Here is a 26,537-nt window from a genome sequence, read left to right as displayed (position 1 = left end):
TGGAGCCCGATTTCTCTATGTTTCAGTCATCCCATCTGACGGTGCTGGCACCGTGTCGGACTGCATCTGTGCGATGCCGACAATTTCCTTGGCGATGTCTTCGGGCGAGAGCACAAAGTCAATACAACCACTCTCGATGGCACTTTGTGGCATGTCGGGCTGGCGGGCGGTGCTGGGTTTCTGGGCGATGGTGATGCCACCCACAGCGCGAATGCCACACAGCGCCGCCGCACCATCACCGTCGTACCCCGACACAATCACCGCGATCAGCTTGCCGTCCCAATGTTGCGACAGCGATCGCAAAAACACCGTGATCACATCGGGCCAGCCTCTGGGCTTGGAGATGGGTTCGAGCTGAAACGTGCCGTTTTGTACATGCAGGTCGCGGTTGGCCGGGATGATGAACACACAGTTGGGTGACACCGGCATGCCATCGGTGATCAGCACCACCGGCATGCTCGAAAACCGCAGCAGCACCTCATGCAGTTGGGTCGCCGCAATGGTGATGTGGTTGACGATGACCACCGCCACCCCCATGTCGGGCGGCAGGTGCTGCAGCAGCCGGATGTAGGCGTCCAGCCCACCGGCCGAGCCACCCACACAGACCATCGGAAAGTCTTTCATGTGGACCCTTCAGCCAGCGCCAGCTCGAACCAGAACACACTGCCCACACCAACACGGCTGCTCACCCCAATGCTGCCACCCATCATCTCGACCAGGCGTTTGCTCACCGCCAGGCCAATGCCGGTGCCCTCCTGCGCCCCACCCTCCTGGCCGAGCCGGTTAAACGGCTGGAACAGGTTCGCCATCTGTTCTGGCGACAGGCCCAGCCCGTCGTCCTGCACACTCAGGCGCACCCGCCCGGGTGAGGCCTGGCTCAGGCTCACCGTCACCGTGCCATGCGGGCGGTTGTATTTGATGGCGTTGGACAGCAGGTTGATCACCACCTGCTTGAGCCGACGCCGGTCTGAGAGCACCAGGCAAGGCTGGGCAAAGCTTGGGAAACTCACCACCAAACCCCGGGCCGTGGCCTGCGGCTCGATCATGGTCTGGCAGTCGGCCAGGACCTCGGCCAGCGACTCACGCGTCAAAGACAGCGCCAACTGGCCCGACTCGATGCTGGCCAGGTCCAGGATCTCGTTGACCAGGTCCAGCAGGTACCAGCCGCCGTGGAGGATCTGGTCGATCGACGACTTTTGCGCCGGGGTAGGCGCCGGGCTGCTGGCCTGCATCAGTTGTGCAAAACCCAGGATGGCGTTGAGCGGTGAACGCAACTCGTGGCTCATGCTGGTCAAGAAGTCCGACTTGGCGCTGTTGGCCTTGTCGGCCAGTTGGCGCGCACGCTCCAGCTCGGTGTTTTTGACCTGCAAAATCGCATCCAGCCGCACCCGTTCGGACACGTCCTTGAGCATCACCCGCAGGGTGACGGCACCACTCACGCCGCGCGCCATGTTGATCGCCAGGCTGACCCAGATGGGTTGACCCGCACCGGTGATCATCTGCAACTCACAGGCCTGGGTCTTGCCACAGGTGTCGAGCAAGGCGCAGCACTGCTGGTAAATCCTGCGTTGTGCCATTGGCATGAAGTGGGTGATGCGCAGCTTGACCAGGGCGCTGCGTGTGACCCCCAGCAGCGTGGCAGCGGTCAGGTTGGCCTCCTGAATCTGGCCCTCGCCATCCACCGTGCAGTAGCCCACCGGGGCCATGTCGTACAGGTCAAAGTAGCGCTCGCGCGCCAGCTCCAGCTCCAGCTGGACACGACGCAGCTCCTCGTTTTGCATCTCCAACTCAATCTGGTGCACCCGCAATTCGTGGTAGAGCAGCTGCGCGTCTTCGGGCTGCATCACCTTGAGCATCTCCAGCGGCAGCGGCGCCTTGAGCTGGTGGCTGTCCTGCGCCCGGCGCCGCAAGGACTGCAGCGCCACCACCATGCCCGCGGTGTCGTCAAGCGCGCCGGGCGGAGGGATTATGTGGCTGTCAGACATCAAAGATAGCTCCCATAGTGATAGCTATACGATCTTATAAAACAAGGGCTTGAGGCCAATTTCTTGCATAAACATCAAAGCTCTTGCAAAGCCGCACGCTGGGCCTGTGCCAAGACCAGCCCGGCATCGAGCGCATCCATGAACTCGGTGACCCGGATCGGCTTGGTCAGGTAACGCAGAAAGCCCGCCGCCAGGCCACGCTCAATGTCGCGCGGCATGGCATTGGCACTGAGCGCCAGCACCGGGATGTGCCGGGTGTTTTCGTCTTCCTGCAAGATCTTGAGCGCCTGCAGTCCGTTGATGCCGGGCAGGTTGATGTCCAGCAAAATCACATCGGGCTGGTGTTCACGCGCCAGCGCCATGCCACGTGTGGCGTCCTCGGCGCCAAACATGCGCAAATCAGGGCGCCTGGCAATCAGCTGACGCACCAGCTCCATGTTGGCACGGTTGTCTTCCACATACAACAGGGTGCGCACCCGCTCACCATGGGCTGCGGACGTCACGTGTGGCTGCAGCATCTCGTCGGCCACATCACTGAACTGTGGCGCACCCACCAAGGCCAGCTCGACCCAGAACACGCTGCCTGCACCCTCGGTGCTGACCACCCCCATCTCCCCCCCCATCTGCTCGACCAGGCGTTTGCTCACCACCAGGCCGATGCCGGTGCCCTCCTCCTCACTGTCTTCCTTGCCGAGTCGGTTGAAGGGCTGAAACAGCTGCACCAGCTTGTCGGCGGGCAGGCCCTCACCGGTGTCTTGCACACTCAGGCGGATGCGCCCAGCAACCCCTTCATGGCCGCTCACCGTCACGTTGCCACCCTGGCGGTTGTATTTGATGGCGTTGGACAGCAGGTTGATCACCACCTGTTTGAGCCGGGTGTGGTCGGCACTGACAAAACACGGCAGCGTCAGGGGCACAAAGTGCAGCCTGACCGATTTTTTCAGTGCGGCGGGCGCCATCAGGGTCTGGCAGTCCTGCAGCACCTCGGACAGCGACACCGGCTCACGCGAGAGCGAGAGCTGGCCGGACTCGATCAGCGCCAGGTCCAGCACCTCGTTGATCAGTTCCAGCAAATACCAGCCCGCACGCAGGATCTGGTCGATGCTGGCTTTTTGTGAGGGGGTCGGCAGCGGCGTGCCCGACTCCATCAACTGTGCAAAACCCAGGATGGCGTTGAGCGGTGAGCGCAACTCGTGGCTCATGCCCGACAAAAACTCGGACTTGGCCAGGTTGGCCTTGTCGGCAGCAGCACGGGCCGCTTCGAGCTCGGCATTTTTGTCACGCAGCACCCGGTCGAGTCGCTCACGCTCGACCTCGGCCGCACGGCGGGCGGTGTTGTCGGTGCCAATCAACAGGTAACCAATGATGGCCTCAGCCTCATCACGCAAAGCGGTCACCGACACCATGGCAGGCAGGCGACGGCCATCCTTGCGGATGTAGGTGCGCTCGTCAATGTCTTCGATGCCACGCGAGGCCTTGAACACCAGGGACTCAAAACCCGCCGCGATCTCGGTCCCCAGTTCCAGACTGAGTGACGCGGCACGCGCGATCATCTCCTGCGGGTCGGACAGGTCGGCCGGGGTGACCTTGTTCACCACCTCGGCGGCGGTGTAGCCCAGCATGCGCTCGGCCCCCACGTTGAAGATCTGGATCACACCCTTGGCGTCGGTGGCAATGCTGGAAAAGTTGGCACTGTTGAAGATGGCCTTTTGCAGCGCACTGACCTGGCGCAGCGCCTGCTGGGTGGCGTATTCCTCGGTGATATTGCGAAACACCAGCACCGCTCCCACCACCAAGCCATCGGCATCGCGGATCGGGGCACAGCTGTCGGCAATGTCGTACTCCTGGCCGTCGCGCGCCAGCAGCACCGTGTGGTTAGCCAGACCCTGCACGGTGCCGTGTGCCAAAGCCGCCAGCACCGGTACGGTGACCGGCTCGCGGCTGGTCTTGGCCACAATCTTGAACACCTGGTCCACCGGCTGCCCGATGGCCTGCGCCAGCGTCCAGCCGGTGAGCTTCTGCGCCACCGGGTTGAGCAACGTGATACGCGCCTGGGCGTCGGTGGCGATCACCGCGTCCCCAATCGAGTCCAGCGTCACCGCCAGCTTTTGGGCACCGTCCTGTGCCAGACGGTTGGCCTCCAGCAACTGGCGGTTGCTTTCCTCCTGCGCGGCCAGCAGGCGCAAGGTGTCCAGATGGGCCAGGTTTTTTTCGGCCTGCTGTGTTTTCTGGATCACCCAGAACAACAGGAACGCGGTCATCAGCAGAGCCAGCAAGATCAAGGCTTCGAGCCTGGGGTAGACCGACCCATAGCTGAAATAGACACCCGCACCCAACAACAGCAACGCCGCCGCCAGCCAGGTGAATGGTTTGGAGATATTTTTCAAGACAGAACCCGAGGAGACCAGGCCACAACAGCCCTTGGTGGAGGTGGTCCAGCATAACGGTGCGCGTCCGTGGCCTGCGTGCGCTGGCGCACATAAGCCCCACTTTGAAGAAAATTGGCCTTCAGCCCTTGTCTATCAAGGGCTAGCAGCTACATGTTTGGTATCACAGCACAAGGCCTACACTTCAGCCAGCTGCTGGCGCCGGGCGCCCGCACACCCACCGGTTTGACCAGGAGCTCCGCATGACAAAACGATCCACGGGCGCCCTTGCCACCTTGCCGACCCCACCCAGCCTCGACCCGGGCACCGCCCCCGCCGAAGAAGCAGCAGCGCCTGACAGCCCTGGCAGTTTTCCGATTGTGGGCATTGGCGCCTCGGCCGGTGGGCTGGCGGCGTTTGAGGCGTTTTTTGCGGGCATGCCCAAGACCGTGGCCAGCGGCATGGCCTTTGTGCTGGTGCAACACCTGGCGCCGGACCACAAAAGCCTGCTGGCCGAGTTGATTCGCCGCTTCACCCCGATGCCGGTGCTGGAGGTCGAAGACAGCATGACGGTGGCGCCAAACTGCGTCTACATCATCACCCCCAACCACGACATGGCCTTGATCAACGGCAGCCTGCAGTTGCTGGCGCCCGGCGCGCCACGCGGGCAGCGTCTGCCCATCGACTTTTTCTTCAAGTCCCTCGCCGCTGACCAGCGTGAACGGGCCATTGGTGTGGTGCTCTCTGGCACCGGCAGCGACGGCACACTGGGCCTGCGTGCCATCAAGGATGCCGGGGGCATGGTGATGGTGCAAACCCCCGAGAGCGCCGAGTTTGACGGCATGCCACGCAGCGCCATCGCCACCGGTCTGGTGGACTACCAGCTCGACGCCAAGCAGATGCCCGCGCGCCTGAGCAGTTATGTGAGTTACGCCTTTGGCAAGTTGGCGATGCTTTCTGACAAGCCGGTGGTCATCAACGAAAGCGCTTTGAAGCGCATTTTTGTGCTGCTGCGCACCCAGACCAAACACGATTTTTCACAGTACAAACCCAGCACCATCCAGCGCCGGATCGAACGGCGTATGTCGGTGCACCAGATCAGCCAGATTGACGACTATGTACGTTACCTGCAGCACAACAGCGAGGAGACCCAGGCGCTGTTTCGTGACCTGCTGATTGGGGTGACCAACTTTTTCCGCGACCCCGAGGTGTTTGAGGTGTTTGAAAAACAGGTGGTGCCGATGCTGTTTGCGGGCAAATCCGCCGCCAATGACACGGTGCGGATCTGGGTTGCCGGTTGCTCCACCGGTGAAGAAGCGTATTCGATTGCGATCCTGCTGCAAGAGCACATGGCAACGCTCCAACAAAGTTACACCGTGCAGCTGTTTGCCACCGACATCGACAGCCGCGCCATCGCGTTTGCGCGCGCCGGGCTGTACCCGGCGGGTATTGCGGCCGACATCTCGCCGCCGCGGCTGGCGCGTTTTTTCACGGCCGAACCCGACGGCGGCGGTTACCGCATCCACAAAAGCATTCGCGACATGCTGGTGTTTTCCGAGCAGGACCTGACGCGCGACCCGCCGTTTTCCAGGCTCGACCTGATCACCTGCCGCAACCTGCTGATTTACCTGGGGGCCGAGCTGCAAAAGCGCCTGATGCCTCTGTTCCACTACGCCTTGAACCCGCAGGGCCTGCTGTTTTTGGGCACCTCCGAGGGCGTGGGTGACGCGTTGACGTTGTTTGCCTCACTCGACCGCAAGGCCAAGATTTACCAGCGCAAAGCCACCGAGGCTGGTTTGTCGCGCTCACCCGGGCGTTTTTTGCCAGCGCCACACACCGGGCAGGCCACGCAGCCGCGGGGCGCAGGCCGCGAAGTGTTCTCGGCCAAACTGCCTTTGCGTGAGCTGACCGAACAGGCCATGCTGGCCCAGGTGGTGCCAGCCGGTGCGTTGATCAACAGCCTGGGCGATATCCTCTACCTGCACGGGCGCACCGGCATGTATTTGGAGACACCACCGGGCGAGGTCGGTGTTGCCAACATCCTCAAGATGGCGCGTGAGGGCCTGCGCCCGGCGCTCTCGAACGCCTTGCACCGCTGTGTGGCGCAGCAAGAGCCGGTGCACATCGCAGGTCTGCACGTCAAGACCAATGGCCACTTCAGCCGCGTCAACCTGTGTGTGCGCCCGGTGGCCACCGGCCCGGCGCTGGCCGGGCCCGAGAGCGAGAGCGATGCGCCGCTGTACCTGGTGCTTCTGGAAGAAGCGCAGCAGTCAGAGCCGGTGGCGCCCGCACTGCAGAACGGTGCCGCCACAGAAACGGCCGCCGCCCAGATGCGCACCCTGCGCGAGGAGTTGCGCGCCAAGGACGAGTACCTGCAAAGCACGCTGGAAGAGCTGGAAAGCTCCAACGAGGAGCTCAAGTCCAGCAACGAGGAAATGCAGTCGGTCAATGAGGAGCTGCAAAGCACGAACGAGGAGTTGGAGACCTCCAAGGAGGAGCTGCAGTCGGTCAACGAAGAGTTGTCCACCGTCAACAACGAGCTCAACCTCAAGGTCGACGACCTGTCCCGCCTGAACAACGACATGAACAACCTGCTGGCGGGCACCGGCATTGCCACCGTGTTTGTGGACCACAACCTGCGCATCCTGCGCTTCACCCCGACCGCCTCGCAGCTCATCAACCTGATCAGCAGCGACGTGGGACGCCCGGTCGGACACATTGTGTCGAACCTGGTGGGTTACACCAGCCTGGTGAGTGACGCGCAAGCCGTGCTTGACACCCTGGTGACCAAGGAGGTGCAGGTGCAGACCACCGACGGTGCCTGGTTCACGCTGCGTATCCGACCCTACCGCACGCTGGACAACGTGATCGAGGGGGCGGTGATCACCTTCAGTGACATCAGCGAGCTCAAGCGCACCGAGGCCGCACTGGCACAGGCCAACCAGCTGGCACGCCTGGCGGTGGTGGTGCGCGACGCCTTTGATGCCATCACCATGACCGACCTGGAGGGCCGTATCCTGGCCTGGAACCCGGCGGCTGAGCGCCTGTACGGCTGGACCGAGGCACAGGCCCTGCAGATGACCTTGCGTGAACGCATTCCACCGGCATTGGTGAATGAAGCCATGCACCAGCTCCAGCAGCTCAGCGCAGGTCAGGTGCTGGCGCTGTACCCGACACAGAGGCTGACGCGCAGCGGCCAAACGGTAGACGTTGCTCTGTTGGCTACCGCACTGATTGATACCAACGGCAAGGTCTATGCTGTGACCACGACGGAGCGTTTGCGAACGTCAGACAGCTAAACACCACGGAGGCTCTGTCATGCCCAGTCAGATCCCCGACCCAACGGCACCCCCTGCCACGCGCATGGCAGACCAGCTTGCGCCAACCGAGGCACACGCCATGCGCCAGCGTGCAGAAGCCACGTTGAAGCAGCAGTTAGCCACGAGTCACAACGCACAGGACCACTCGACTGAGGGCGTCTTGCGCGCCCTGCATGAGTTGCAGGTGCACCAGATCGAGCTGGAGATGCAAAACGACGAACTGCGCCGGATGCAGGACACGCTGGAGACATCACGTGCCGACTACACCGCCCTCTACGACCAGGCCCCGGTGGGCTATGTCACCCTCAATGACAGCGGCCAGATGCTGCGAGCCAACCAAACGGCAGCCAGCCTGCTTGGTCTGAGCTGCCAGGCCATGCTGGGGGCGCCACTGCACCAGTTCATCCACCGTGACGACCAGGACACCTACTACCTGCTGCGCCAACGGCGCCAAACCCAACAGAAGCTGTCGGCAGAGTTGCGCCTGAAACGTGCGGACGGCAGCTTTTTCTGGGCCAGACTGATGGCCACCCAGGCGCAGGATGAAGCGGGCGCAGCCCAGTTGCGCATGGTGTTGTTCGACATCAGCGAACGCATCGCCGCGCAGGAGCAGCTGTTTCTGGCCGCCAGCGTGTTCAGTCAGGCGCGCGAGGGCATCATGATCACCAACACCCGAGGGCAGATCGTCAATGTCAACGCCGCGTTCACCCACATCACCGGCTACAGCCGCGACGAGGTGCTGCATCAGCGCCCCAGCATGCTGTCCTCCGGGCGGCAGAACGCCACCTTCTACACAGCGATGTGGCACGACATCCTCAACAAAGGCCACTGGTACGGTGAGATCTGGAACCGCCGCAAAAATGGTGAGGTCTATGCCGAGTTACAAACGATCACCACGGTGCGTGACGCCAAGGGTACTGCCACCCATTACGTGGCGCTGTTTTCCGACATCACCAGCTTCAAGGCAAGTCAGACCCGGCTGGAACACAGTGCCCACTACGACCTACTGACCAACCTGCCCAACCGTGCGCTGCTGGCTGACCGGCTGCGCCAGGACATGGCGCAGGCCCAGCGGCACGATGTTCTGCTGGCGGTGGCCTATGTCGACCTGGACAGCTTCAAGGCGGTGAACGACGAGTATGGCCATGAAACCGGCGACCGGCTGCTGGTGGCCTTGTCCAACCGCATGAAAGAGGTGATGCGTGAGGGTGACACCCTGGCGCGTATTGGTGGCGACGAGTTTGTGGCGGTGCTGACCGATCTGGTCGACACCGCTGGCTGTCTGCCCATGCTCCATCGCCTGTTGGCTGCAGCCAACCAGAGCTTCCTGATCGATGGGCTGACGCTGCAGGTTTCAGCCAGCCTGGGTGTCACTTTCTACCCGCAAACCGAGGCCATGGAGCCCGACCAACTGCTACGCCAGGCCGACCAGGCCATGTACCAGGCCAAACAGACCGGCAAAAACCACTACCACCTGTTTGATGCAGTGCATGACCGCAGCGTGCGAGGCCACCACGAAGGTCTGGAGCGCATCCGTCTGGCCTTGGCCAGTGGTGAGTTGGTGCTGCATTACCAGCCCAAGGTCAACATGCGCAGTGGCCTGGTTGTGGGGGCCGAGGCACTGATCCGCTGGCAACACCCAGACCATGGCCTGCTGTTACCGCTGGCATTTTTGCCACTGATGGAAACCGACCCGCTGGCCATTGAGGTCGGCGAATGGGTGATTGCCACCGCGCTGACACAGATCACCCTGTGGCAGGCCCAGGGGCTGGAACTGCAGGTCAGTGTGAATGTGGGAGCGCAGCAGTTACAGCAACCCAATTTTGTGGACCGCCTGCGTTCGCTGCTGCAAGCGCACCCCGGCATGGACCCGGGCAAACTGACGCTGGAGATGTTGGAGACCAGTGCGCTGCAAGACATTGGCTACGCCTCGCAGGTGATTGAAGACTGTCAGAAGATGGGTGTGGCGTTTGCGCTGGATGACTTTGGCACCGGTTACTCCTCACTGACCTACCTGAAGCGCCTGCGGGTGTCGACGATCAAGATCGACCAGAGTTTTGTGCGCAACATGCTCGACGATCCGCAAGACCGAAGCATCCTGGAAGGGGTCATCAGTCTGGCGCGTGCCTTCAACCGCGAGGTGATTGCCGAGGGTGTGGAAACCATTGCGCACGGCAGCCTGCTGTTGCAATTGGGCTGCGATCTGGCGCAGGGTTACGGCATTGCCCGGCCGATGCCTGCCGACACCTTGCCGGCTTGGGTCAGCAGCTGGCAGCCGGATGCGGCCTGGAGCCCCGCCACCGCCGTGGCTCAGGCATATATATAACAAATACCCTTCTAGCCCTTTATTAATAAGGGCTAATAGCTACACCATTAATAGCATCAATGACCACAAGACTCATGTGTGCTTGTCTGCGCAGAAGACCTGCCCATGACAAAACAGCGTTTTGAGGCAAGTGTGTCAACCGGGCGACAACTGGCAAAACATGGGCAAGACTACAAACGCCCGGCCCCCGCACTCGCTCGCACAATTTTTGCCACGTCGGCGCTGTCATCCACGGTCTCGTGCAAAGTGGGTTGCCAACCAAGGTCAGCACTCACCGTCGCTGCCGGATTGGCTGCCCGCAAAGCGGCCAACACATCCACGGGCCGACCGTTGTGCAAGCTGCCACGGTCAAAAAAGGCGTTGCCCTTGTAGAGCTTGGCCAAGGTGTTGGACGAGATGTCTGAAGTGGTTTCCCACACATTGTTTTCACTGAAGATGTGGGACTGCGCCCCGACGCCGATGGCGTAGTTGTAGGCGTAGGGTATGCCCTTGGCTGCCACATAGAGGTTGTTGTAGAGGTGCACCTGGCCGTAACGCACACGCGGTGTCCGTTCTTTGGTGTGCTCCCACAGGTTGTGGTGAAAGCTGACCTTGAGTTTGCCGGCATCGGCCTCCTGGCTGTCGCTGGCACCCACCAGGTTGGTCTTGTCGTGTTCCTTGAAATGGTTGTAAGAGACCGTGACATAGTTGGACTGCTGGGTGATATCCAGTTGACCGTCATGGTGCTGCATCGGGCGGCCCAAGGCGATGCGGGCGCTGTGGTCCGGGCGCTCACCGTCGCTGAAACTGCAGTGGTCGACCCACACATGGGTGGCGCCGCGCAAACTCACCGCGTCGTACTCGGAGTTCCACTCACCATGGGCGTTGTCCTGCGGGTCCCAAGCCGGAAAGTGGTCATACGCATCTGAGAAATGGATGTTGCGCAGAATGACGTTGTCGACCCTGGGCAACAACAACATGCCGTGTTCCAGCCCGGCATCGTGGCCGACACCGATCAGCGTGGTGTTGGACGGAATGCGGATGACGACCCGTGCCGCCTGTCTGGCCACCGATCGCTGGCGTGCCTCCTCCAGCGGACCGGTCAGTGGCTTGTTGCCCCAGATGGCAGGCGCATAGGTTTGTAAGTACTGTTCAAAATCAAAAGCCGGGTCGCGGTAGTCTGCCGCACCCAAAGGGCGGTTGGCATCGTCCACGCTGAGGTCGATGCGGCCATGCAGGCGGATGATCTTGGGCAAGTTGCCACTGCGCTGCAAGGCGACCACCAGCTCGGCCCGGTTGTGCACATCCAGCACCTGCTCAGGGGCGGCATCTGTGCCGCCACGGGTGCCGCCTTCGGCAGCGGCCCAGCCGTCCTGGCTGGCCAACACTTGGCGGGATACATCGGCTTGCTGGGCCAACAATTTGGTCGGCGCAGCACAACTGGCCAAGAGCGTGATGCCAACCAGTCGTACAACGAAGCGCCAGAAGGATGTGTGTGGGTGGCTCATGGCGCCGCAAGCTGGTTGCGGTGCTCAGAAAAACGGTTGCCGGTGTCGCTGTAGGCTCGGCCAGAGGTAGAGGTACCCCAGGGGTCGAGCGTGCGGATGTGTTGGCCAAGTGTGCTGTTGCGCACCAGCAATTGCCCGTTGGGAGACTGGCCTGCGACATAAGTGCCCTTGGGCACACTTTCATCCCAGGCGCGCGCCAGGTAAATGCTGCCTGCAACGGTCCCGGCATCGGCGGTGAAGCGGCTTGCATGGACCAAGATACCGTAGTCATTGTTGGCAGCGGTGCTGGGAGCCAGCATGGTGGCGGGCTGCCCTTGGGGCAGGCGTGTGCTGAGGTAGTGGATGGTGCAGCCATCGAGCACCAGCGTACCCCGGCCAAATATGAAATCCACATCCCCTTGGATGAAGCTGTTCTTGAAGTACACCCGCGCCACGCTTGTGGTGCTGGCAGTCTTGACATACAAACTGTCTTGGTGACCCAACACCCGAACGTTGTCAAACACAAGTTTGTCCCCTTGGGTCATGAGCGCCACCGCTTGTGCACCACCAGTGCCTGAGGCACCTGGGGGATAACCCAGACCGCCCACCACGGCTTGCATGGCATCGTTGGCAAAACTGATGTTTTTGGCGTGGAACTCGGCACTGTAGATGGCCACAGAGGCGCTGCCGCTGGTACCCACGGTGGCCGATGATGCGCTGGGGTTACACGGGTTGCCAGCCTCTGCACCGGCCACTTTGGCTTGGCCGTTGTAGTTGCCGTTGGCGATGAGCACCTGGCTGGCGTCGGTTGAGAGGCCGTAGAGGGTGATCGGCGCCTTGTCTTTGACACACAGCACTTCGCGGTAAGTGCCTGGCAACACGCGAATGTAGACCCGGGTGCTGCTGGTTTTGGCTGCCGGTACGGCGTCAATCGCCGCTTGTAGTGTGGTGTGGGTGCCGCTGCCATCGGCGGCCACGGTGTAGGTGGGCACAAACTGGTTCACATCTCCCACAGCGGGCGGGAGCCAGTGGTCGGTCACCAGACCCGCACCGTTGGCCCCGGTCAGGGTACCCGCCTGTGCCAGGTATTTGGCGATGGTGTGGTCAACAGCTTGGGTGTCGGTGAGCTGTGGCCTGTTGCTGGCGTCAGCTGCCGTCACCGTGTTGCCACCACTGGCGGCCGTGGCCAAACTGGCCAGCAGCGTCAATAAAAAGCCCGAAGTGAAAACCATGCGTATGGAAAAAGCCATAGATGTGTCTCCTCATCGAATGAAGGTGTGTTGTCTCATCGGGCAAAAAAAGGCCTGCAACACGGCGTGACATCCGGGTGATGTGCCCTTAGATCACAGCGCGGTTTCAGGCAAGCATCCTGCTGTGCCGAAAGCAGTTACAGGTCTGCCAAATACAGTGCCGGTTCACCTTCAAAGTCAGAGGTGTAGAGCACTTGTTTTTCCCCCGGGACAAACGAGGGATGCGGATGCGTGACTTGTCGGTTGCCCTTGTGGACACGCCATGAGCTGTCATGCCGAGCGATGCGGCGCGTGGTGCCCGCATCCAGGTCAAACAGGTGCAGGTAAGGATCGTTTTCGATCTTGTGGCTGCCACTGTCGGACACATCGACCGGCGTGCCGGAGCCATCACCCACAATCAAACGACCATTGAAGTTGCTCATCAAATGAGAGCATGGTGGCATGACGGTGATCTGACGGTTCTCCAGGGTCACGGGGTCCAGCGAGCAGATATAACGTTCTGTGTGGCCTTTGAGGTAAGACACATAAACCATGGCCGACCCATCCGGCACCCAGAATTCATGGGTGATGCTCTCACCCGGGGCATGTTCTTTGGCACAGCGCAGGTTGCTGCCGTCTTCGTTGATGAACCACATGCGGGCATCAATCAGGTCGTGTGTGCCTTCATGGCAAAAAGCCACGGTGTTGTCGTCAAACGGCCGGTACTGGGGGTGACCCAGCCAGAGTTTTTCTTCGTGAATCACCTCGCGCGCGCCGGTGACCAGATCGATGCGGATCAGGCGGCAGCGTGGCTTGGCATGAAACATCTCGGCAAACTTTTTCCAGTCGGTCAAAGGAAACCAGTCGGTTGCCAGAATTTCAATCCCCACAATCTGGGTACAGCGCGAGTTGGCCACCCAGGTGCCATAACCGACCCACTCAGGAGGAACGGTGTAGACCACCTCTTCCTTCTGTGTGGCCAGTTCCAGGCGGATCAGTTGACGCTCGGCCCGCACAAAGTACAGAAACTGGTCATCTGGGCTCAGAAAACCACCGAAGGTGTTTTCATCGGCCTGATCGCTCAGTTGCGTCGCGGTTTGCGACGCCAGATCCAGCAGATGGTAATTCCAGTGTTCGCCAAATTGCGCACCAAACACCAGCTTCTGACCATCGTTGGTGAAACACTTCTGGTAGAAGTAGGTGCGGTGGCAAGTCACGTCCGTGGGTGTGAGCCGAGTCACCCGGGCCCCTGTGTCGGGGTCTTGGTGGGCGACAAACGAAAGTTGGCGTATCGTGGATTTACTCATCTGACTCTCTGGATTACTTGATGCGAGCGAGCAACGCGTTGCCTTCTTCAATGAGGCGTTTGGCGGCTTCCTGGTCGGTCGATTTGCCGTAGGCCACGGTCTCAAACACTTCACGCATGAACTTGTTGAAACGGGCGTTTTCAAACAAAGGTGATGGCAGGTCGATCTTGCCGGCATCCTTTTGTTTCTTGATCTGCAAGAAGGCCTTCAACTCATTACCCTGCAAGGCGTCGGTGCGTGCCAACGCCCGGAACTGGCTGTCAGCCGAAGGCACACCACGTGTCACTTTCAGGATGGCGGCGGCCTCAGGGTCGGTCAGCATAAAGTTCAGGAACTTCGCAGCCATTTCCGGGTTTTTGGATTTCTTACCGACAGCAAACATCAAGGTCGGACGACCAAACATGCCGCTGTTTTTGGCATTAGGCAGGGTCAGGAAATCGCCCACATCAAGTTTCTGTTCTTTGTTGAGCGTGCTGGCACGCAGACCAATCACAGAGTCCCAGGTGTAGTTGCCAGCCCAGTTGCCAACCACCCAGTCTTGCTGTTGTTCGGTGGGCTTTTCAGCGCCGCCCAAGGAAGCACGCACCGGCAGTGGCACAGCCACGTTGTTGCTGACCAGTTTCTTGTAGACCTGCACCCATTCCAAGGCCGCAGCTTCGCTCATGGCGACTTTGGGGCTGGTTGGGCTGACATAAGGCGTGCCGTATTTCTGCATGATGTAGGACTGAGACAACAGGATCATGTCGTACAGCTCGCCATCAATGGCAAAGGCTTTGGCGCCAAACTTTTGTTTGAGCACCGGGCCTGCGGCAAACAGATCGTCCCAGGTGCTGGGCATCTTCAAGCCAGCACGTTCAAACGCGGCGCGGTTCCACAACATCACACGTGCGGTGTAAGAGACGGGCAGCGCGTTCAACTTGCTGCTGACCATGCCCATTTTCAAATCGGACTCGGCGAACTGGTTCAGCGCGAGCGACGACTTGCTTTTGTTCAAATCGTAGAAGCCATCACCTGTTTTGGAAAAGGTGGACAGCCATGCCCAGTTGATCTGCATGATGTCGGGTTCGGTGCCGCCCGCGATCTGCGTGGACAGGCGTTCCAGATAACCGGCGAAGCCCATGTATTCAGCCTTGATCTTCACGCCGGGATTCTTCGCCTCGAACGCAGCGATGGCTTTGAGCGTCGCTTCGTGGCGCTCACCACCGCCCCACCACGAAAAGCGCAGTGTGGTGGATTCCTGAGCCTGAACTGTCGGGGCAAAAGCCATCACCATAGCGGCTGCAATTGCCAACAAACCATTACGTCTTTTCATATCATTTCTCCAGTTACATTGAGTGATAAAAATGTCGTCGAGCGTCTAAAGGAAGAGGTTGTTGCCACTGTCCATGTCAAACGCGTGGCAGGCATGCATTTGCAAGCCGAAGTGGTGTTTGTCGCCACGTTGTTTCGGAGCCAGATCACCAAGCTGGTCAGATGGCACGCGGCAGGTGAACTGCTTGTCACCGAGCGTGAAGTGCACAAAAACTTCGCTGCCCATGTGTTCCATGAAGCGCAAGGTGCCTTCAACACGTTGCACAGCCACCTCAGAGTGGCCACCCGCTGTGATGTGCTCGGGCCGAATGCCGAATTTCACGGTGCGGCCAACCTGGGTTTTCAAGCGGTCAATGCGGTGGGCTGGCACCTCCAGACGGCAACCACCCACCACCAGGTGGACACCATCGGCGTCCACTTGGGCCTCTTGCAGATTCATCTCGGGGGAACCAATGAAGCCGGCAACAAAGACATTGGCGGGGCGTTCGTAGAGTGCAGTGGGTGTGTCCACCTGCTGGATCGTGCCCTCTTTCAACACGCAGATGCGTTCACCCATGGTCATGGCTTCGACCTGATCGTGGGTAACATATACCACTGTCGAAGGATGGCCTTTCTCACGCAATGTGCGGTGCAATTCCGTCAAACGCACACGCATGGAAGCGCGCAGCTTGGCATCCAGGTTGGACAGCGGTTCGTCAAACAAGAACACCTCTGGCCGTTTGACAATCGCACGGCCCACCGCCACGCGTTGTGCCTGACCACCCGACAGCTGTTTGGGATAACGGTCCAGCAATTGGTCCATCTCCAGCAGGCGGGCAGCATCACGCACACGAACATCGATCTCGGCTTTTTTCATACCAGACAACTTCAGCCCAAAGGCCAGGTTGTCGTACACCTTCATATGGGGATAGAGCGCATAGTTCTGGAAAACCATGGCAATACCACGCTGCTTGGGCGCCAAGTTGTTGACCACGGTGTTGCCGATGAACAACTCGCCACCGCTGATGCTCTCCAGACCGGCAATCATGCGCAGAACCGTGCTCTTGGCGCAGCCGGACGGTCCCACAAAAACCATGAACTCACCATCGCGAATTTCGAGGTCGATGCCATGCACCGCCTTGAAACCATTCGGATAGACCTTTTCGATTTTCTTTAAATTCAGTTGTGCCACGTTATGCTCCGTATTTACCCTTTGATGCCACTGCTTGTGGCGCCTTCAATGAAGTGGCGTTGTGCCAAGAAAAAGACCACCAGAGACGGCACCAGGGCCACCACTGAGATTGCAATCACACTGGCCCACTCGACCTCTTCGGTCGCACCAATGCTCATCTTCAGGGCCAACGACACCGGATACTTCTCAACCGAGGAGAGGTAAATCAGTGGTCCCATGAAGTCGTTCATGGTCCAGATGAACTGGAACACGATCACCGAAATGATGGCTGGTTTCAAGATCGGCACCAAGATGTACCAAAGCAATTGAAGCGGGTTGCAACCGTCAATCTGAGCCGCCTCTTCCATGTCTCGAGGAATGCCGCGCAGAAACTGCACCAACATAAAGACAAAGAAGGTATCGGTCGCAAAAGCCGACGGCACGATCAAGGGCAAGTAACTGTCAATCCAGTCAAACTGTTTGAACATCAGGTATTGCGGCAAGCGCAACACAATCAGCGGCAACATCATGGTGCCGACCATGATGCTGAACAGCACCTTCTTACCCCAGAACTCAAAACGCGCAAAGGCATAGGCCACCAGCACACAGGAGATCACGGTCACGATGACCTTCGGGATGATGATCAGAAACGAGTTGAGGAAGTAAGTCGCAAAGGTGTATTCCGAGCTGGTCTTCCAACCCTTGGCATAGGCGGCAAAGTCAAAGTGTGACGGCCAAAAGCCGATCTCGGTAAAAACCTCTGCATTGCTTTTGAAAGATGCACCCACCAGCCAGATCATGGGGTAGAGCATGATCAACCCAACGATGATCAGCGCCACGTAGCGCACCACTGAGCTGATGCGTTCCCCACGCAGCGTGCGTTTGGCCTGTGCGTCGGATGCGACACTGTCGCGGGAAGAGAGAACGGCTGCCATTATTTATGGTCCTTTTCGCTGGAGTAGAACACCCAGTATTTCGAGGTGAAGAAAGAGAAGGCACTCAACCCGCCAACCAGGGCGAACAAGATCCATGACAGCGCACTGCCATAACCGAGATTGAAGTACCTGAAGCTTTGGTCATAGATATAGAGCGACAGCAGATAGGTGGAATGCAACGGCCCGCCTTCGGTGATCATGTAAGGCCCGTTGAACTCCTGGAACGCGTGCACCATCTGCATGATCATGTTGAAGAAGATGACCGGTGTGATCAGTGGCACAGTGATCTTGAAGAACTGCTGCATCTTGGTGGCGCCATCAATCTCTGCGGCTTCGTAGAGCGAGGTGGGCACGTTCTGCAGGGCCGCCAGAAAGATCACCATGGCCGAACCAAACTGCCAGGTGAACAGCAAAATAATCGTCCAGATGGAATAGTGTTCATCCGCCAGCCAAGCGATGGGCTCAATGCCGACCTTGGACAACACGATGTTCACCAAACCGTTTTGCGAAAAGATGAAGCGCCACATCACAGCCGCGGCGATGGACCCACCCAGAATCGACGGCAGGTAATAGGCTGAGCGAAAGAAGTTGATGCCGCGCAGCTTGAAATTCAGGACATGGGCAACAAACAGGGCAAAACCTACCCGAAGCGGCACCGAGATGGCCACAAAGGTCAAGGTCACCCACAAGGATTTGCGAAACAGCGGATCCTTGAAAAACAGCTCGTTATAGTTTTCCAGACCAATGAACTGCGGTGAATTGATGATGTCGTACTGCGTGAAGCTCAACGCAAAACTCATCATGAACGGGAACAGCTTGAATCCGAGCACGCCCAAAACAAAGGGCAGCACGAACAAAAAGCCGATCTTCTTGTTTTCATACATGTCAGGTATCTCCTCGTGTGAGTGGTAAAACTTGGCTTAACGCGCCAGCCAGCCGCCATCGACGGCCACGGTGTAGCCGTTGACATAGTCCGACGCACCAGAGGCCAAGAACACCACTGGCCCAGCGAGATCATCTGCAGTCCCCCAACGACCCGCCGGTATGCGCTCCAGAATGGACGAGTTACGCCCCTCATCTGCACGCAAAGCGGCGGTGTTGTCAGTGGCCATGTAACCAGGGGCAATCGCATTGACATTGATGCCATGCACCGCCCACTCATTGGCCATCAGACGGGTGATACCCATCACACCACTCTTGGATGCGGTGTACGACGGAACCCGCACCCCCCCCTGGAACGACAGCATGGACCCAACGTTGATGATCTTGCCACCCGTTTTTTGGGCGATGAACTGGCGCGCCACCGCTTGTGAGAAGAAAAACACCGACTTGAGATTGATGTCAATCACATCATCCCAGTCCTTTTCGCTGAACGAGAGCGCGTCTTCACGGCGAATGATGCCGGCGTTATTGACCAGGATGTCAACATGTCCAGCCAAACCCAGCGCTTGCTGCACAAGACCTTCGATGCCATCAATACGCCCCAGATTGGCACGCAGGTCCAAAAACTGACGTCCGAGCGAGCGCACCTGCTCTGCCGTCTCAGTCGGCTCGGTGACATTGATGCCAACGATATCTGCACCCGCCTGAGCAAGCGCCCGCGCCATACCCTGGCCAAGCCCGGTGTTGCAACCGGTGACGATGGCCACTCGGCCCTGCAATTCAAACAAATCAAGAATCATGGTGATGGAAGGGTTCTCGTTTAACGCACTGTGGTTGCGGGCAAGTGACCCCGGTCATCAAAGACCGGCATCTGTCTCAACACGCCACCAATGAAGGTGTGGGCTGGTGTGCCGCCATGGCCTTGCATATCAAGAATGCTGGCACGTTCACACCGAATAAGCTGACGAATTTGCATGGATTGACTGGTTGGCATTCATGGTGGCGTAACAACTTCGTTACACCGTGCCCAAATCGTAAACGCTGTTTCATTTTTTTGAAACTGGGGTTTACCCTAGTTGGAATAATGTTTCATTTCATTTAAATTTGGGAAATGCACTCAACAAAACACTGTTTCGTAATTCTATCGAGGCAGTTTTTTATCACAGGGAAGATGTTTGATGTAGGTCAACATATGTCTTGTTTCAAAAACAAAACACGCTCTCAATCCAAGCAAATGAAGTGTCAAGGCCACGTCCAACCACGCCGTATCAGGTTGGCTCCGGGTTTCGACAGTGGGCTTGTCGTCGTTTCAGGTGTGACGACATGTTGCTGAGCCATGCCCTAAGAAGTGATTGCCCCCGTTTTCTGGTCGCCGCACCTGCCGTGCGAACGACTTTTTTCTTGATGCGCCCTACGCTGCGCTGCCAACTTTTCTTTGATATGACTGGATATTTGCAATGAAACATTTAAAAGTGATGCTGCTCCCCATCGCTCTGGCTGCAGTGAGCATGACCGCCATGGCGCAGTCCGGCGTGAAAATCGGTGGACGGATTGACTTGGGCTTGATCAACTCACCCGACGATTTGACCAAGGGCACCTCCAAACAAACGAAGCTCAACGAAAGCTCGAATGGACGGTTGAACATCTCGGGCGTTGAAGAAATTTCTGCAGATTTGTCCGCGTTCTTTATGTTGGAAATGCGTATTGATGCCGACACTGGCAAACAAACTGACGCCGACTACATGTTCAAAGACAAGGCTTGGGTTGGTTTGGCCAGCAAACAGTTTGGTGAAGTGAAGTTGGGCCGCGTGCATTCACCGCAGTACGGCGTGAGTACCGCCGGCCGTTATGAAGCTTTTTCTGGTGACAGTTATGCCAACAATGGCACCCGTGGTGCCTTGGCAGCCAACCAGTGGAACAACTCCATTTACTACACCTCGCCCACTTTCAACGGCTTCAACGTCGGTGTGATCTGGCAATCCAACGAAAAATACGTCACCGCCAGCAACGCTAACCCCTCAGCCAGAGCTAGCGGCCAAGGTTTCCACGTGCAGTATGCCAATGGCCCTCTGAGTACGGCTTTTTCGTACCAAAAGGAGCAGGACAAGCAAGTCACCACCGGTGGTGACAGCATGGGCACCGCAGCCTTTGGTGCCTATTACGACTTCGGCGTGGCCACATTGATGACAACCTATGCCCGTTCCAACGATGTCAACATCCAAAACACCGGCAAGGAAACCGTCTTCACCATCGGTGCCCGTGTTCCGATGGGCCCAGGTCAATTCCGGACCTCGTACAAAAAAGTCAACGACACCAACCTAGCCAAAATCAACGACGCTTCTGCCGACAAGGACTCCACCCGGTTTTCAGTGGGTTACCACTATCCTCTGAGCAAACAGACTTCCATCAATCTGTCACTGGTACGTGAAAAGCAAGAACGCTACAACGCCGACGGCTCCACCAAGAGCAACTTCAGTGGCACGGGTTACGAAGTGGCCTTGCGCAAGATGTTCTAAACCCTTCGGGGTCCAGTCACGCAAGAGCAGAGAAACACTCTGTGACAGATCTGCTCAGCGTGTTTAGTTCGCGTACACATCAGCCCTGCTTAACCGGCAGGGCTGACTTCCAAAAAATCACTGGAATTTTGTCTGCCAACCTTTTAAATAAAGGGCCAATAGCTTCATATTTAGTAGCAAAACAAAAACTGCCACATTTGCTGAGCAGTGTTCGTTGCCGCACAGACACCTGGCACGCTCAGGCCAACAATGGGATTCGCCCGTGAAAGTTTGATTGGCTTTCATGACTGGATACATCCTTGTTCGTCTGGAGAATTTGCCATGAAATTGAATACCCGTTTTTGCACCGGTCTGTCTGCCTTGCTTCTGGTCTCGTCCCTGAGTCTGGCTGGCTGTGCGGGCATGACACATCAGGAAAAAGGCACTGCAACAGGTGCCGTGATTGGTGGTGTGGCAGGCAATGTGCTATGTGGTGGCCTGGCCTGCACCGGCGTCGGCGCGGCTGTGGGTGGTGTGATAGGCCACGAAGCCACCAAGAAATAAGCGGTGAGTTCACCTGCGCGGGTGGGTCGCCTATGGCGTTGCCTGCTGGCGCTGGGTTGGGCCGCCTGCCTTGGCACTGCCCTGGCGCAGGACAGCTCTGAGGCCGCACAGCAGTTGCGTGCCAAAAACAGTGCACTGGGCGCATCTCTTCAGCACAACGTTTTTGCACAGCCGCTGGTGCTGGTGTCTCAGGAAACGACACAGGGTTTGCGCGGCGACATGTATGCTCTGGTGGGCTTTCCGTTTGCCAACGTCAGCAGCGCGCTGCAAGACCCACAACAGTGGTGCGAGGTGATGATCTTGCACCTCAACACCAAGTATTGCCACACCTTCGACGGTGCGCAGGGCCAGCAAATCCAGCTCAACATCGGCAGCAAATCACCCCAAACACTGAGCCAGTCGTCACGTGTGACCCTGGCCTACACCCTGGCCACCAGCCAACCCGACTACTTTGAGGTGCAACTGAGCGCCAGCGAAGGCCCGATGGGCACCCGTGACTACCAGATTCGCCTGGAAGCGGTGGCGCTGGCAACGGGCCAGACCTTTTTGCATTTGACCTATGCCTACAGCGCCAATCTGGCCGCCCGGCTCGCGATGCAGACCTATCTGGCTACCGTGGGCAGCAACAAAGTCGGCTTTACCGTGCTGAGCCAAGCGGCACAGGGGCCACCGGTCTGGATCAAGGGCGTGCGAGCGTTGGTTGAGCGCAACACCATGCGGTACTACCTGGCGATCAACAGCTACCTGGCCACCCGCGAGCAGCCCGCAACCCACCGCTTTGAGGCCAGCCTGCAACACTGGTTCAGCGCCTCTGAAGCCTACCCAGAACAGTTGCATGAAATTGAACGGCCCGCTTACCTCACGATGAAGCGGGCCGAGCACCTGCGCCAACAAACAGTGCAATGAACTGGTGACGCCATCGCGCAACATCGGGTGCGGCGGCGCCCCCAAAAAAAAGCCGAAGCCAAAGATGTCTATAAAATGCGAACTATTCTCATCTAAGAACGGGTATCCCCAGTACCTGGCCACTGAACCTAGGACGCCACTGTGTCAGCCACCGGACTCGCACTCAACCAGCAAGTAGAAGCCCTGTATTGCCATCACCATGGTTGGTTGTGGCGTTGGCTGGGCAAAAAACTGGGTGACAGCCACCAAGCCGCCGATCTGGCACACGACACCTTCATGCGGCTGCTGGTCCGTGAAGATACAGTGGCATTGCAGGAGCCGCGCGCCTTTCTGACCACCGTGGCGCAACGGGTGCTGGCCAACCACTGGCGCCGCCAGCAACTGGAGCGAGCCTACCTGGATGCGTTGGCGAACGTGCCGCAAGCACTGGCACCCTCGCAGGAGGAACGTGCCACCCTGTTCGAGTCACTGCTTGAGATTGATCGCCTGCTCAACGGCTTGCCACTGCCTGTCAAACGCAGCTTTCTGCTGAGCCAGCTTGACGGCCTGAGCCACACCGAGGTGGCGCAAGAAATGGGGGTGTCCATCACCACCATCAAGCGTTACCTGGTCAAAGCAGCACGGCACTGTTATTTTGCCGATGCCCTACCCGGCTGATCACATGTCGAGCACCGTGCCACCCACCAGCCCGCTTGGTAAACCCGTCCCGCCAGAGGTGGCGCAACGCGCCGTCGAATGGTTGGTCGACCTGCAGGCGCAACAGGTTTCCCCAACACTGCAGAACAACTGGCGGCGCTGGCGTGCCGCACACCCGGACCATGAACGAGCCTGGCAACGCATTGAGACGGTTCATGGCCAGCTATTTGGCCAACTGCACCACCTGCCATCCCCGGTGAAATCCGCCATCAGGCAGGCCACCCTCACACCGCCTCGCTCGCAAGCTCGCCGCAACGCCATCAACACCTTGACTGTGCTGCTGTTCGCCGGGGGCGCAACCTGGCTGGCCCGAGAAAAAGCCGACTGGTCTGAGTGGGTGGCCGACTTGCGTACAGCAGCCGGTGAACGCCGCACCGTGATGCTGGCGGACGGCACCACGCTGATGCTCAACACCGCCAGCGCTGTCAATGTTGACTTCAGCGCCAGTGAGCGGCGCGTGCGTCTCCTCGCTGGCGAGGTGTTCATCACTACCGCCCAGGACGTGACAAAACGACCCTTCCTGGTGGAAACCTCGCAAGGCGAAGCGCGCGCGCTGGGCACACGCTACACCGTGCGTCTGCAAGACAAGCGCACCGACGTGGTCGTGTTTGAGGGGGCCGTGCGCATCACACCGCATCACGCCAGCTGGCAAGCGCAAACACTACAAGCCGGGCTGCGCACCAGCTTCACGCTGGACGCCATCACGTCACCACAAGCAGCAGACCAGGACAGCGCCGCCTGGACCGAGGGCTTTCTTATCGCCAAGGGCATGCGACTGGCCGACTTCCTCAACGAACTGAACCGCTACAGCCCATCTGCCTTGTCCTGCGACCCGGCGGTGGCCAACCTGCGCCTGTCAGGCTCCTACCCGCTGAGCGACATCAACAGGGTACTGGAGACGCTGAGCGCAATGCTCTCGCTGGAGGTAGAAACCGTCACCCGTTTCTGGGGCTGGCAGACGGTTCGGGTCCGTCTGACGCCACGCCGTGTCGTACGCAGCTGAACAGTTTTTTTGACCACTTGCAAAAAAAATGCGTGCGGGTGGTCCGTTTTTGGTTTTCGCGGGACATGGAGGGTGAGAGCACACATCTTCAACCCTCACACCCAACCGCACATGGACCACACACGACACAAACCGCCACAGCGCTCAAGCGCCCGAAGATTCACACGCAGCGCACTGGCCCGCGCCATCGGTCACATCACCCTTGGCGGTGCCGCTGTGTTGGCCGTGGTCAGCTTGCCGTCCATGGCCCTGGCACAGCCCGCCGCAGCACAAGCCCGCAGTTACAACATTCCGCCTGGGCCACTGGAAGACACGCTGAACCGTTTTGGCCGCGAGGCTGGCATCCTTCTGTCATTCACCACCGAGACCACAGCAGGACTGCGCAGCCCGGGTTTGCAAGGCAGTTACGCCGTGCAGGCCGGGCTGGACGCCTTGCTGGCGGGCAGCGGTCTGCAGGCCACACGCCAGCCCAATGGGAGTTATGTGCTGAACAAGGTGTCGGCAGGAACGGCGGTGACTGGCGCGGTGGGGCTGCCGGTGGTGACGGTCACCGCCGATGTCGAGCAAGAAACCGCATGGGGGCCTGTCAATGGTTATGTTGCCAAGCGCAGTGCGACAGCGACCAAAACCGATACACCGATCATCGAGACGCCTCAATCGATCACCGTGATAACCCGCGACCAAATGACCGAGCAGAACGTGCAGTCGGTCAGCGATGCGTTACGTTATTCGGCTGGTGTTCTGGCCGAGTCCAATGGACCTGACCCACGCGCGGACAACATCGTGATACGTGGCTTCGACACGGGCGGTCGTGACGCTTACCGCGATGGCTTACGTTCCTACGCGTTCAATAACCAAGGTGGGACCGTTTATGAGACTTACGGACTGGAGCGAATCGAAGTGTTGCGTGGACCTTCATCTATCCTGTACGGTCAGGGTGGCGCCGGTGGTATGGTCAATCTCATCAGCAAACGCCCGACTGCCGAACCGATCCATGAATTGCAGGTCCAGGTCGGCGAAAACAACCGCACGCAACTTGCCGGTGATTTCGCCGGCAAGCTGACCGAAGACGGCGAATGGACCTATCGCCTGACCGGTCTGCTCCGCGATAGCGATACGTTCGTCGACCACGTCAAGGATGACCGGCAATACATTGCGCCCGCCCTGACCTGGACCCCCGACGCGGATACCTCCTTCACCTTGCTCATGGAGTACCAACGCAACCAGCGCGGTCAGGGCTATCAGGCCTTGCCCCGTGTCGGAACGCTGGACAGCAACCCCAACGGCAAGATTTCGACCAGCACCTTCCTCGGGGAACCAGGTTTTGACCGCTTCGATCAGGAAAGGACGTCCATCGGCTATCTCCTGGAACACCGCCTCAGCGATCAACTGACGTTGCGTCAGAACGCGCGCTATCAAGAGATGGAAACGAAAGCGAACTCCGTCTACACGACCGGCCTGAAAGCGGACAACCGGACTGTTGTGCGCTTTGGCTCCCAGGGTACGGAAAAGGTCAAGAATGCGGTGATCGATACCCAGGTGCAATGGAGCTGGCAGCACGGCGTGGTCGAACATACGACGCTGCTTGGCTTTGATGTACAAAGCATGCGCAACGATACGCAGACCGCCTATGCCACTTTCAACGACTTGGACGTTTATCAGCCCATCTATGGGCAAAGTTCCGCAGCGCTGACACTGGGCGAGGATTCGCGCCAGCACCTGACGCAGAACGGTTTCTATCTGCAGGATCAAATCAAAATCGACAAAACTTGGGTGGCCACGCTGGGCGTTCGCCGGGATTCGACCAAACAGAGCACGGACGACCATCTGGGTGGCACCCACACAACACAGACAGATAGCGCCACGACCGGTCGCATCGGCCTGGTCTATCTCGCACCGTCAGGATTTGCACCCTATGTGAGCTACAGTGAATCATTCACGCCCGTTGTCGACACCACTTACAACGGTTCGGCCTTCAAGCCGGAAACCGGTCAGCAATACGAGGTCGGGGTGCGTTACCAACCCGCTGATAGCGCCATCTCCATCACGGCCTCGGTATTTGATCTCACCCGCCAAAACGTCACCACAGACGACCTCGAACACGCTGGGTTCAGTACGCAACGTGGCGAGGTCAATTCGCGCGGCTTCGAACTGGAAGCCAAAGCGAACCTGGCGCATGGTTGGGATGTCCTTGGCAGTTATTCCCACGGCAAGACGAAACTGACCAAGGACAACAGTGGCAACGAAGGCAATCAGCTTAGCAATGTGCCGCAAAACACGGTAGCGGCCTGGGTACAGCATACCGTTCAAAGCGGCGACTTGAGCGGACTCGGTATCGGCGTTGGCATTCGCCATGTCGGATCTTCTTATCGCGACGACGCGAACACCGGCAAGATTCCTGCCTACACGTTAATTGACTTGGCCTTTCGTTACGACCTCCGACGTTTAGGTACAAATTGGAACGGTTGGCATGCTGCACTCAATGTCAGCAATCTGTTTGACAAGGAGTATGTGGCCACATGCGGTTATTACGGAGATGCTTGCAAATATGGCTACCGACGCAATGCCGTGCTGACGCTCACCTATATCTGGTAAG

19 protein-coding genes are annotated in these 26,537 nt (G+C 58.9%); 8 read left to right on the top strand and 11 right to left on the bottom strand.

Annotated features, from left to right (window positions below):
• Positions 1 to 15 precede the first annotated feature (15 nt).
• The 3 genes from KKO72_RS11675 to KKO72_RS11665 all read right to left on the bottom strand — a co-directional run bounded on the left by KKO72_RS11675 (position 16) and on the right by KKO72_RS11665 (position 4,372).
• Positions 16 to 624, bottom strand: coding sequence for a chemotaxis protein CheB (locus tag KKO72_RS11675; protein WP_214938418.1), 609 nt, complete (start codon positions 622 to 624; stop codon positions 16 to 18).
• Positions 621 to 1,985: a PAS domain-containing sensor histidine kinase gene (locus KKO72_RS21025; RefSeq protein ID WP_214938416.1), complete on the bottom strand. Its 1,365-nt coding sequence runs from the start codon at positions 1,983 to 1,985 to the stop codon at positions 621 to 623. The genes KKO72_RS11675 and KKO72_RS21025 overlap by 4 nt, the downstream gene beginning before the upstream one ends.
• Positions 1,986 to 2,059: 74 nt before the next feature.
• Positions 2,060 to 4,372, bottom strand: a complete 2,313-nt coding sequence (locus KKO72_RS11665) for an ATP-binding protein (RefSeq protein WP_371736870.1) — start codon at positions 4,370 to 4,372, stop codon at positions 2,060 to 2,062.
• 242 nt (positions 4,373 to 4,614) lie between these two features.
• On the opposite strand from KKO72_RS11665, the gene KKO72_RS11660 reads away from it, so the two are divergent.
• Both KKO72_RS11660 and KKO72_RS11655 read left to right on the top strand, forming a co-directional pair.
• Positions 4,615 to 7,650, top strand: a complete 3,036-nt coding sequence (locus KKO72_RS11660) for a chemotaxis protein CheB (RefSeq protein ID WP_214938414.1) — start codon at positions 4,615 to 4,617, stop codon at positions 7,648 to 7,650.
• 19 nt (positions 7,651 to 7,669) lie between these two features.
• Positions 7,670 to 9,997, top strand: a complete 2,328-nt coding sequence (locus KKO72_RS11655) for a bifunctional diguanylate cyclase/phosphodiesterase (RefSeq protein WP_214938412.1) — start codon at positions 7,670 to 7,672, stop codon at positions 9,995 to 9,997.
• 170 nt (positions 9,998 to 10,167) lie between these two features.
• Here KKO72_RS11655 and KKO72_RS11650 read toward each other — a convergent pair whose 3' ends face one another.
• The 8 genes from KKO72_RS11650 to kduD form a co-directional block, all read right to left on the bottom strand.
• Positions 10,168 to 11,484, bottom strand: a complete 1,317-nt coding sequence (locus KKO72_RS11650) for a polysaccharide lyase family 1 protein (protein ID WP_214938410.1) — start codon at positions 11,482 to 11,484, stop codon at positions 10,168 to 10,170.
• Positions 11,481 to 12,713 carry a pectinesterase family protein gene (locus KKO72_RS11645; RefSeq protein WP_214938409.1) on the bottom strand — a complete coding sequence of 411 codons (1,233 nt, stop codon included), beginning with the start codon at positions 12,711 to 12,713 and terminating at the stop codon, positions 11,481 to 11,483. The genes KKO72_RS11650 and KKO72_RS11645 overlap by 4 nt, the downstream gene beginning before the upstream one ends.
• A gap of 137 nt (positions 12,714 to 12,850) precedes the next feature.
• Entirely contained in the window at positions 12,851 to 13,999 is a 1,149-nt protein-coding gene (locus KKO72_RS11640; protein ID WP_214938407.1) for an oligogalacturonate lyase family protein, read from the bottom strand.
• 13 nt (positions 14,000 to 14,012) lie between these two features.
• On the bottom strand, positions 14,013 to 15,311 hold the full coding sequence (locus KKO72_RS11635; protein WP_214938405.1) for an ABC transporter substrate-binding protein: 1,299 nt from the start codon (positions 15,309 to 15,311) through the stop codon (positions 14,013 to 14,015).
• A 45-nt stretch (positions 15,312 to 15,356) separates the two neighbouring features.
• Complete coding sequence (locus KKO72_RS11630; protein ID WP_214938403.1) at positions 15,357 to 16,481, bottom strand: sn-glycerol-3-phosphate ABC transporter ATP-binding protein UgpC; 1,125 nt, start codon at positions 16,479 to 16,481, stop codon at positions 15,357 to 15,359.
• A 14-nt stretch (positions 16,482 to 16,495) separates the two neighbouring features.
• On the bottom strand, positions 16,496 to 17,395 hold the full coding sequence (locus KKO72_RS11625) for a carbohydrate ABC transporter permease (RefSeq protein ID WP_214938401.1): 900 nt from the start codon (positions 17,393 to 17,395) through the stop codon (positions 16,496 to 16,498).
• Complete coding sequence (locus KKO72_RS11620; RefSeq protein WP_180127619.1) at positions 17,395 to 18,279, bottom strand: carbohydrate ABC transporter permease; 885 nt, start codon at positions 18,277 to 18,279, stop codon at positions 17,395 to 17,397. The genes KKO72_RS11625 and KKO72_RS11620 overlap by 1 nt, the downstream gene beginning before the upstream one ends.
• A 36-nt stretch (positions 18,280 to 18,315) precedes the next feature.
• On the bottom strand, positions 18,316 to 19,077 hold the full coding sequence (gene kduD, locus KKO72_RS11615; RefSeq protein ID WP_214938399.1) for a 2-dehydro-3-deoxy-D-gluconate 5-dehydrogenase KduD: 762 nt from the start codon (positions 19,075 to 19,077) through the stop codon (positions 18,316 to 18,318).
• 657 nt (positions 19,078 to 19,734) lie between these two features.
• Between kduD and KKO72_RS11610 the strand changes: the two genes are divergently transcribed.
• The 6 genes from KKO72_RS11610 (at position 19,735) to KKO72_RS11585 (ending at position 26,536) form a co-directional block, all read left to right on the top strand.
• Positions 19,735 to 20,793 carry a porin gene (locus KKO72_RS11610; RefSeq protein ID WP_214938397.1) on the top strand — a complete coding sequence of 353 codons (1,059 nt, stop codon included), beginning with the start codon at positions 19,735 to 19,737 and terminating at the stop codon, positions 20,791 to 20,793.
• 321 nt (positions 20,794 to 21,114) lie between these two features.
• Complete coding sequence (locus tag KKO72_RS11605; RefSeq protein WP_214938395.1) at positions 21,115 to 21,336, top strand: glycine zipper 2TM domain-containing protein; 222 nt, start codon at positions 21,115 to 21,117, stop codon at positions 21,334 to 21,336.
• A gap of 3 nt (positions 21,337 to 21,339) precedes the next feature.
• Positions 21,340 to 22,242, top strand: coding sequence for a hypothetical protein (locus KKO72_RS11600; protein WP_214938393.1), 903 nt, complete (start codon positions 21,340 to 21,342; stop codon positions 22,240 to 22,242).
• 141 nt (positions 22,243 to 22,383) lie between these two features.
• A complete protein-coding gene (locus KKO72_RS11595) occupies positions 22,384 to 22,899 on the top strand; it encodes a sigma-70 family RNA polymerase sigma factor (protein ID WP_214938391.1) in 516 nt (171 codons plus the stop codon).
• Positions 22,900 to 22,903: 4 nt separating this feature from the next.
• Positions 22,904 to 23,941: a FecR domain-containing protein gene (locus tag KKO72_RS11590; RefSeq protein WP_214938389.1), complete on the top strand. Its 1,038-nt coding sequence runs from the start codon at positions 22,904 to 22,906 to the stop codon at positions 23,939 to 23,941.
• Positions 23,942 to 24,052: 111 nt separating this feature from the next.
• Entirely contained in the window at positions 24,053 to 26,536 is a 2,484-nt protein-coding gene (locus KKO72_RS11585) for a TonB-dependent siderophore receptor (RefSeq protein ID WP_214938387.1), read from the top strand.
• Position 26,537: the final 1 nt, after the last annotated feature.

The organism is Rhodoferax sp. U11-2br (genome assembly GCF_018619435.1).
Lineage (GTDB): Bacteria > Pseudomonadota > Gammaproteobacteria > Burkholderiales > Burkholderiaceae_C > Rhodoferax.
The sequence above is the reverse complement of the archived record's forward strand: the minus strand, read 5'-3'. Positions and strand labels throughout refer to the sequence as shown.

Excerpts from the sequence above, each read along its gene's own strand:
- KKO72_RS11605 (WP_214938395.1), top strand. The coding sequence starts at position 21,115 with ATGAAATTGAATACCCGTTTTTGCACCGGTCTGTCTGCCTTGCTTCTG.
- KKO72_RS11625 (WP_214938401.1), bottom strand. The coding sequence starts at position 17,395 with ATGGCAGCCGTTCTCTCTTCCCGCGACAGTGTCGCATCCGACGCACAG.
- KKO72_RS11610 (WP_214938397.1), top strand. The coding sequence starts at position 19,735 with ATGAAACATTTAAAAGTGATGCTGCTCCCCATCGCTCTGGCTGCAGTG.
- KKO72_RS11640 (WP_214938407.1), bottom strand. The coding sequence starts at position 13,999 with ATGAGTAAATCCACGATACGCCAACTTTCGTTTGTCGCCCACCAAGAC.
- KKO72_RS11585 (WP_214938387.1), top strand. The coding sequence starts at position 24,053 with ATGGACCACACACGACACAAACCGCCACAGCGCTCAAGCGCCCGAAGA.
- KKO72_RS11635 (WP_214938405.1), bottom strand. The coding sequence starts at position 15,311 with ATGAAAAGACGTAATGGTTTGTTGGCAATTGCAGCCGCTATGGTGATG.
- KKO72_RS11645 (WP_214938409.1), bottom strand. The coding sequence starts at position 12,713 with ATGGCTTTTTCCATACGCATGGTTTTCACTTCGGGCTTTTTATTGACG.
- KKO72_RS11620 (WP_180127619.1), bottom strand. The coding sequence starts at position 18,279 with ATGTATGAAAACAAGAAGATCGGCTTTTTGTTCGTGCTGCCCTTTGTT.
- KKO72_RS21025 (WP_214938416.1), bottom strand. The coding sequence starts at position 1,985 with ATGTCTGACAGCCACATAATCCCTCCGCCCGGCGCGCTTGACGACACC.
- KKO72_RS11675 (WP_214938418.1), bottom strand. The coding sequence starts at position 624 with ATGAAAGACTTTCCGATGGTCTGTGTGGGTGGCTCGGCCGGTGGGCTG.
- KKO72_RS11590 (WP_214938389.1), top strand. The coding sequence starts at position 22,904 with ATGTCGAGCACCGTGCCACCCACCAGCCCGCTTGGTAAACCCGTCCCG.
- KKO72_RS11655 (WP_214938412.1), top strand. The coding sequence starts at position 7,670 with ATGCCCAGTCAGATCCCCGACCCAACGGCACCCCCTGCCACGCGCATG.
- KKO72_RS11650 (WP_214938410.1), bottom strand. The coding sequence starts at position 11,484 with ATGAGCCACCCACACACATCCTTCTGGCGCTTCGTTGTACGACTGGTT.
- kduD (WP_214938399.1), bottom strand. The coding sequence starts at position 19,077 with ATGATTCTTGATTTGTTTGAATTGCAGGGCCGAGTGGCCATCGTCACC.
- KKO72_RS11660 (WP_214938414.1), top strand. The coding sequence starts at position 4,615 with ATGACAAAACGATCCACGGGCGCCCTTGCCACCTTGCCGACCCCACCC.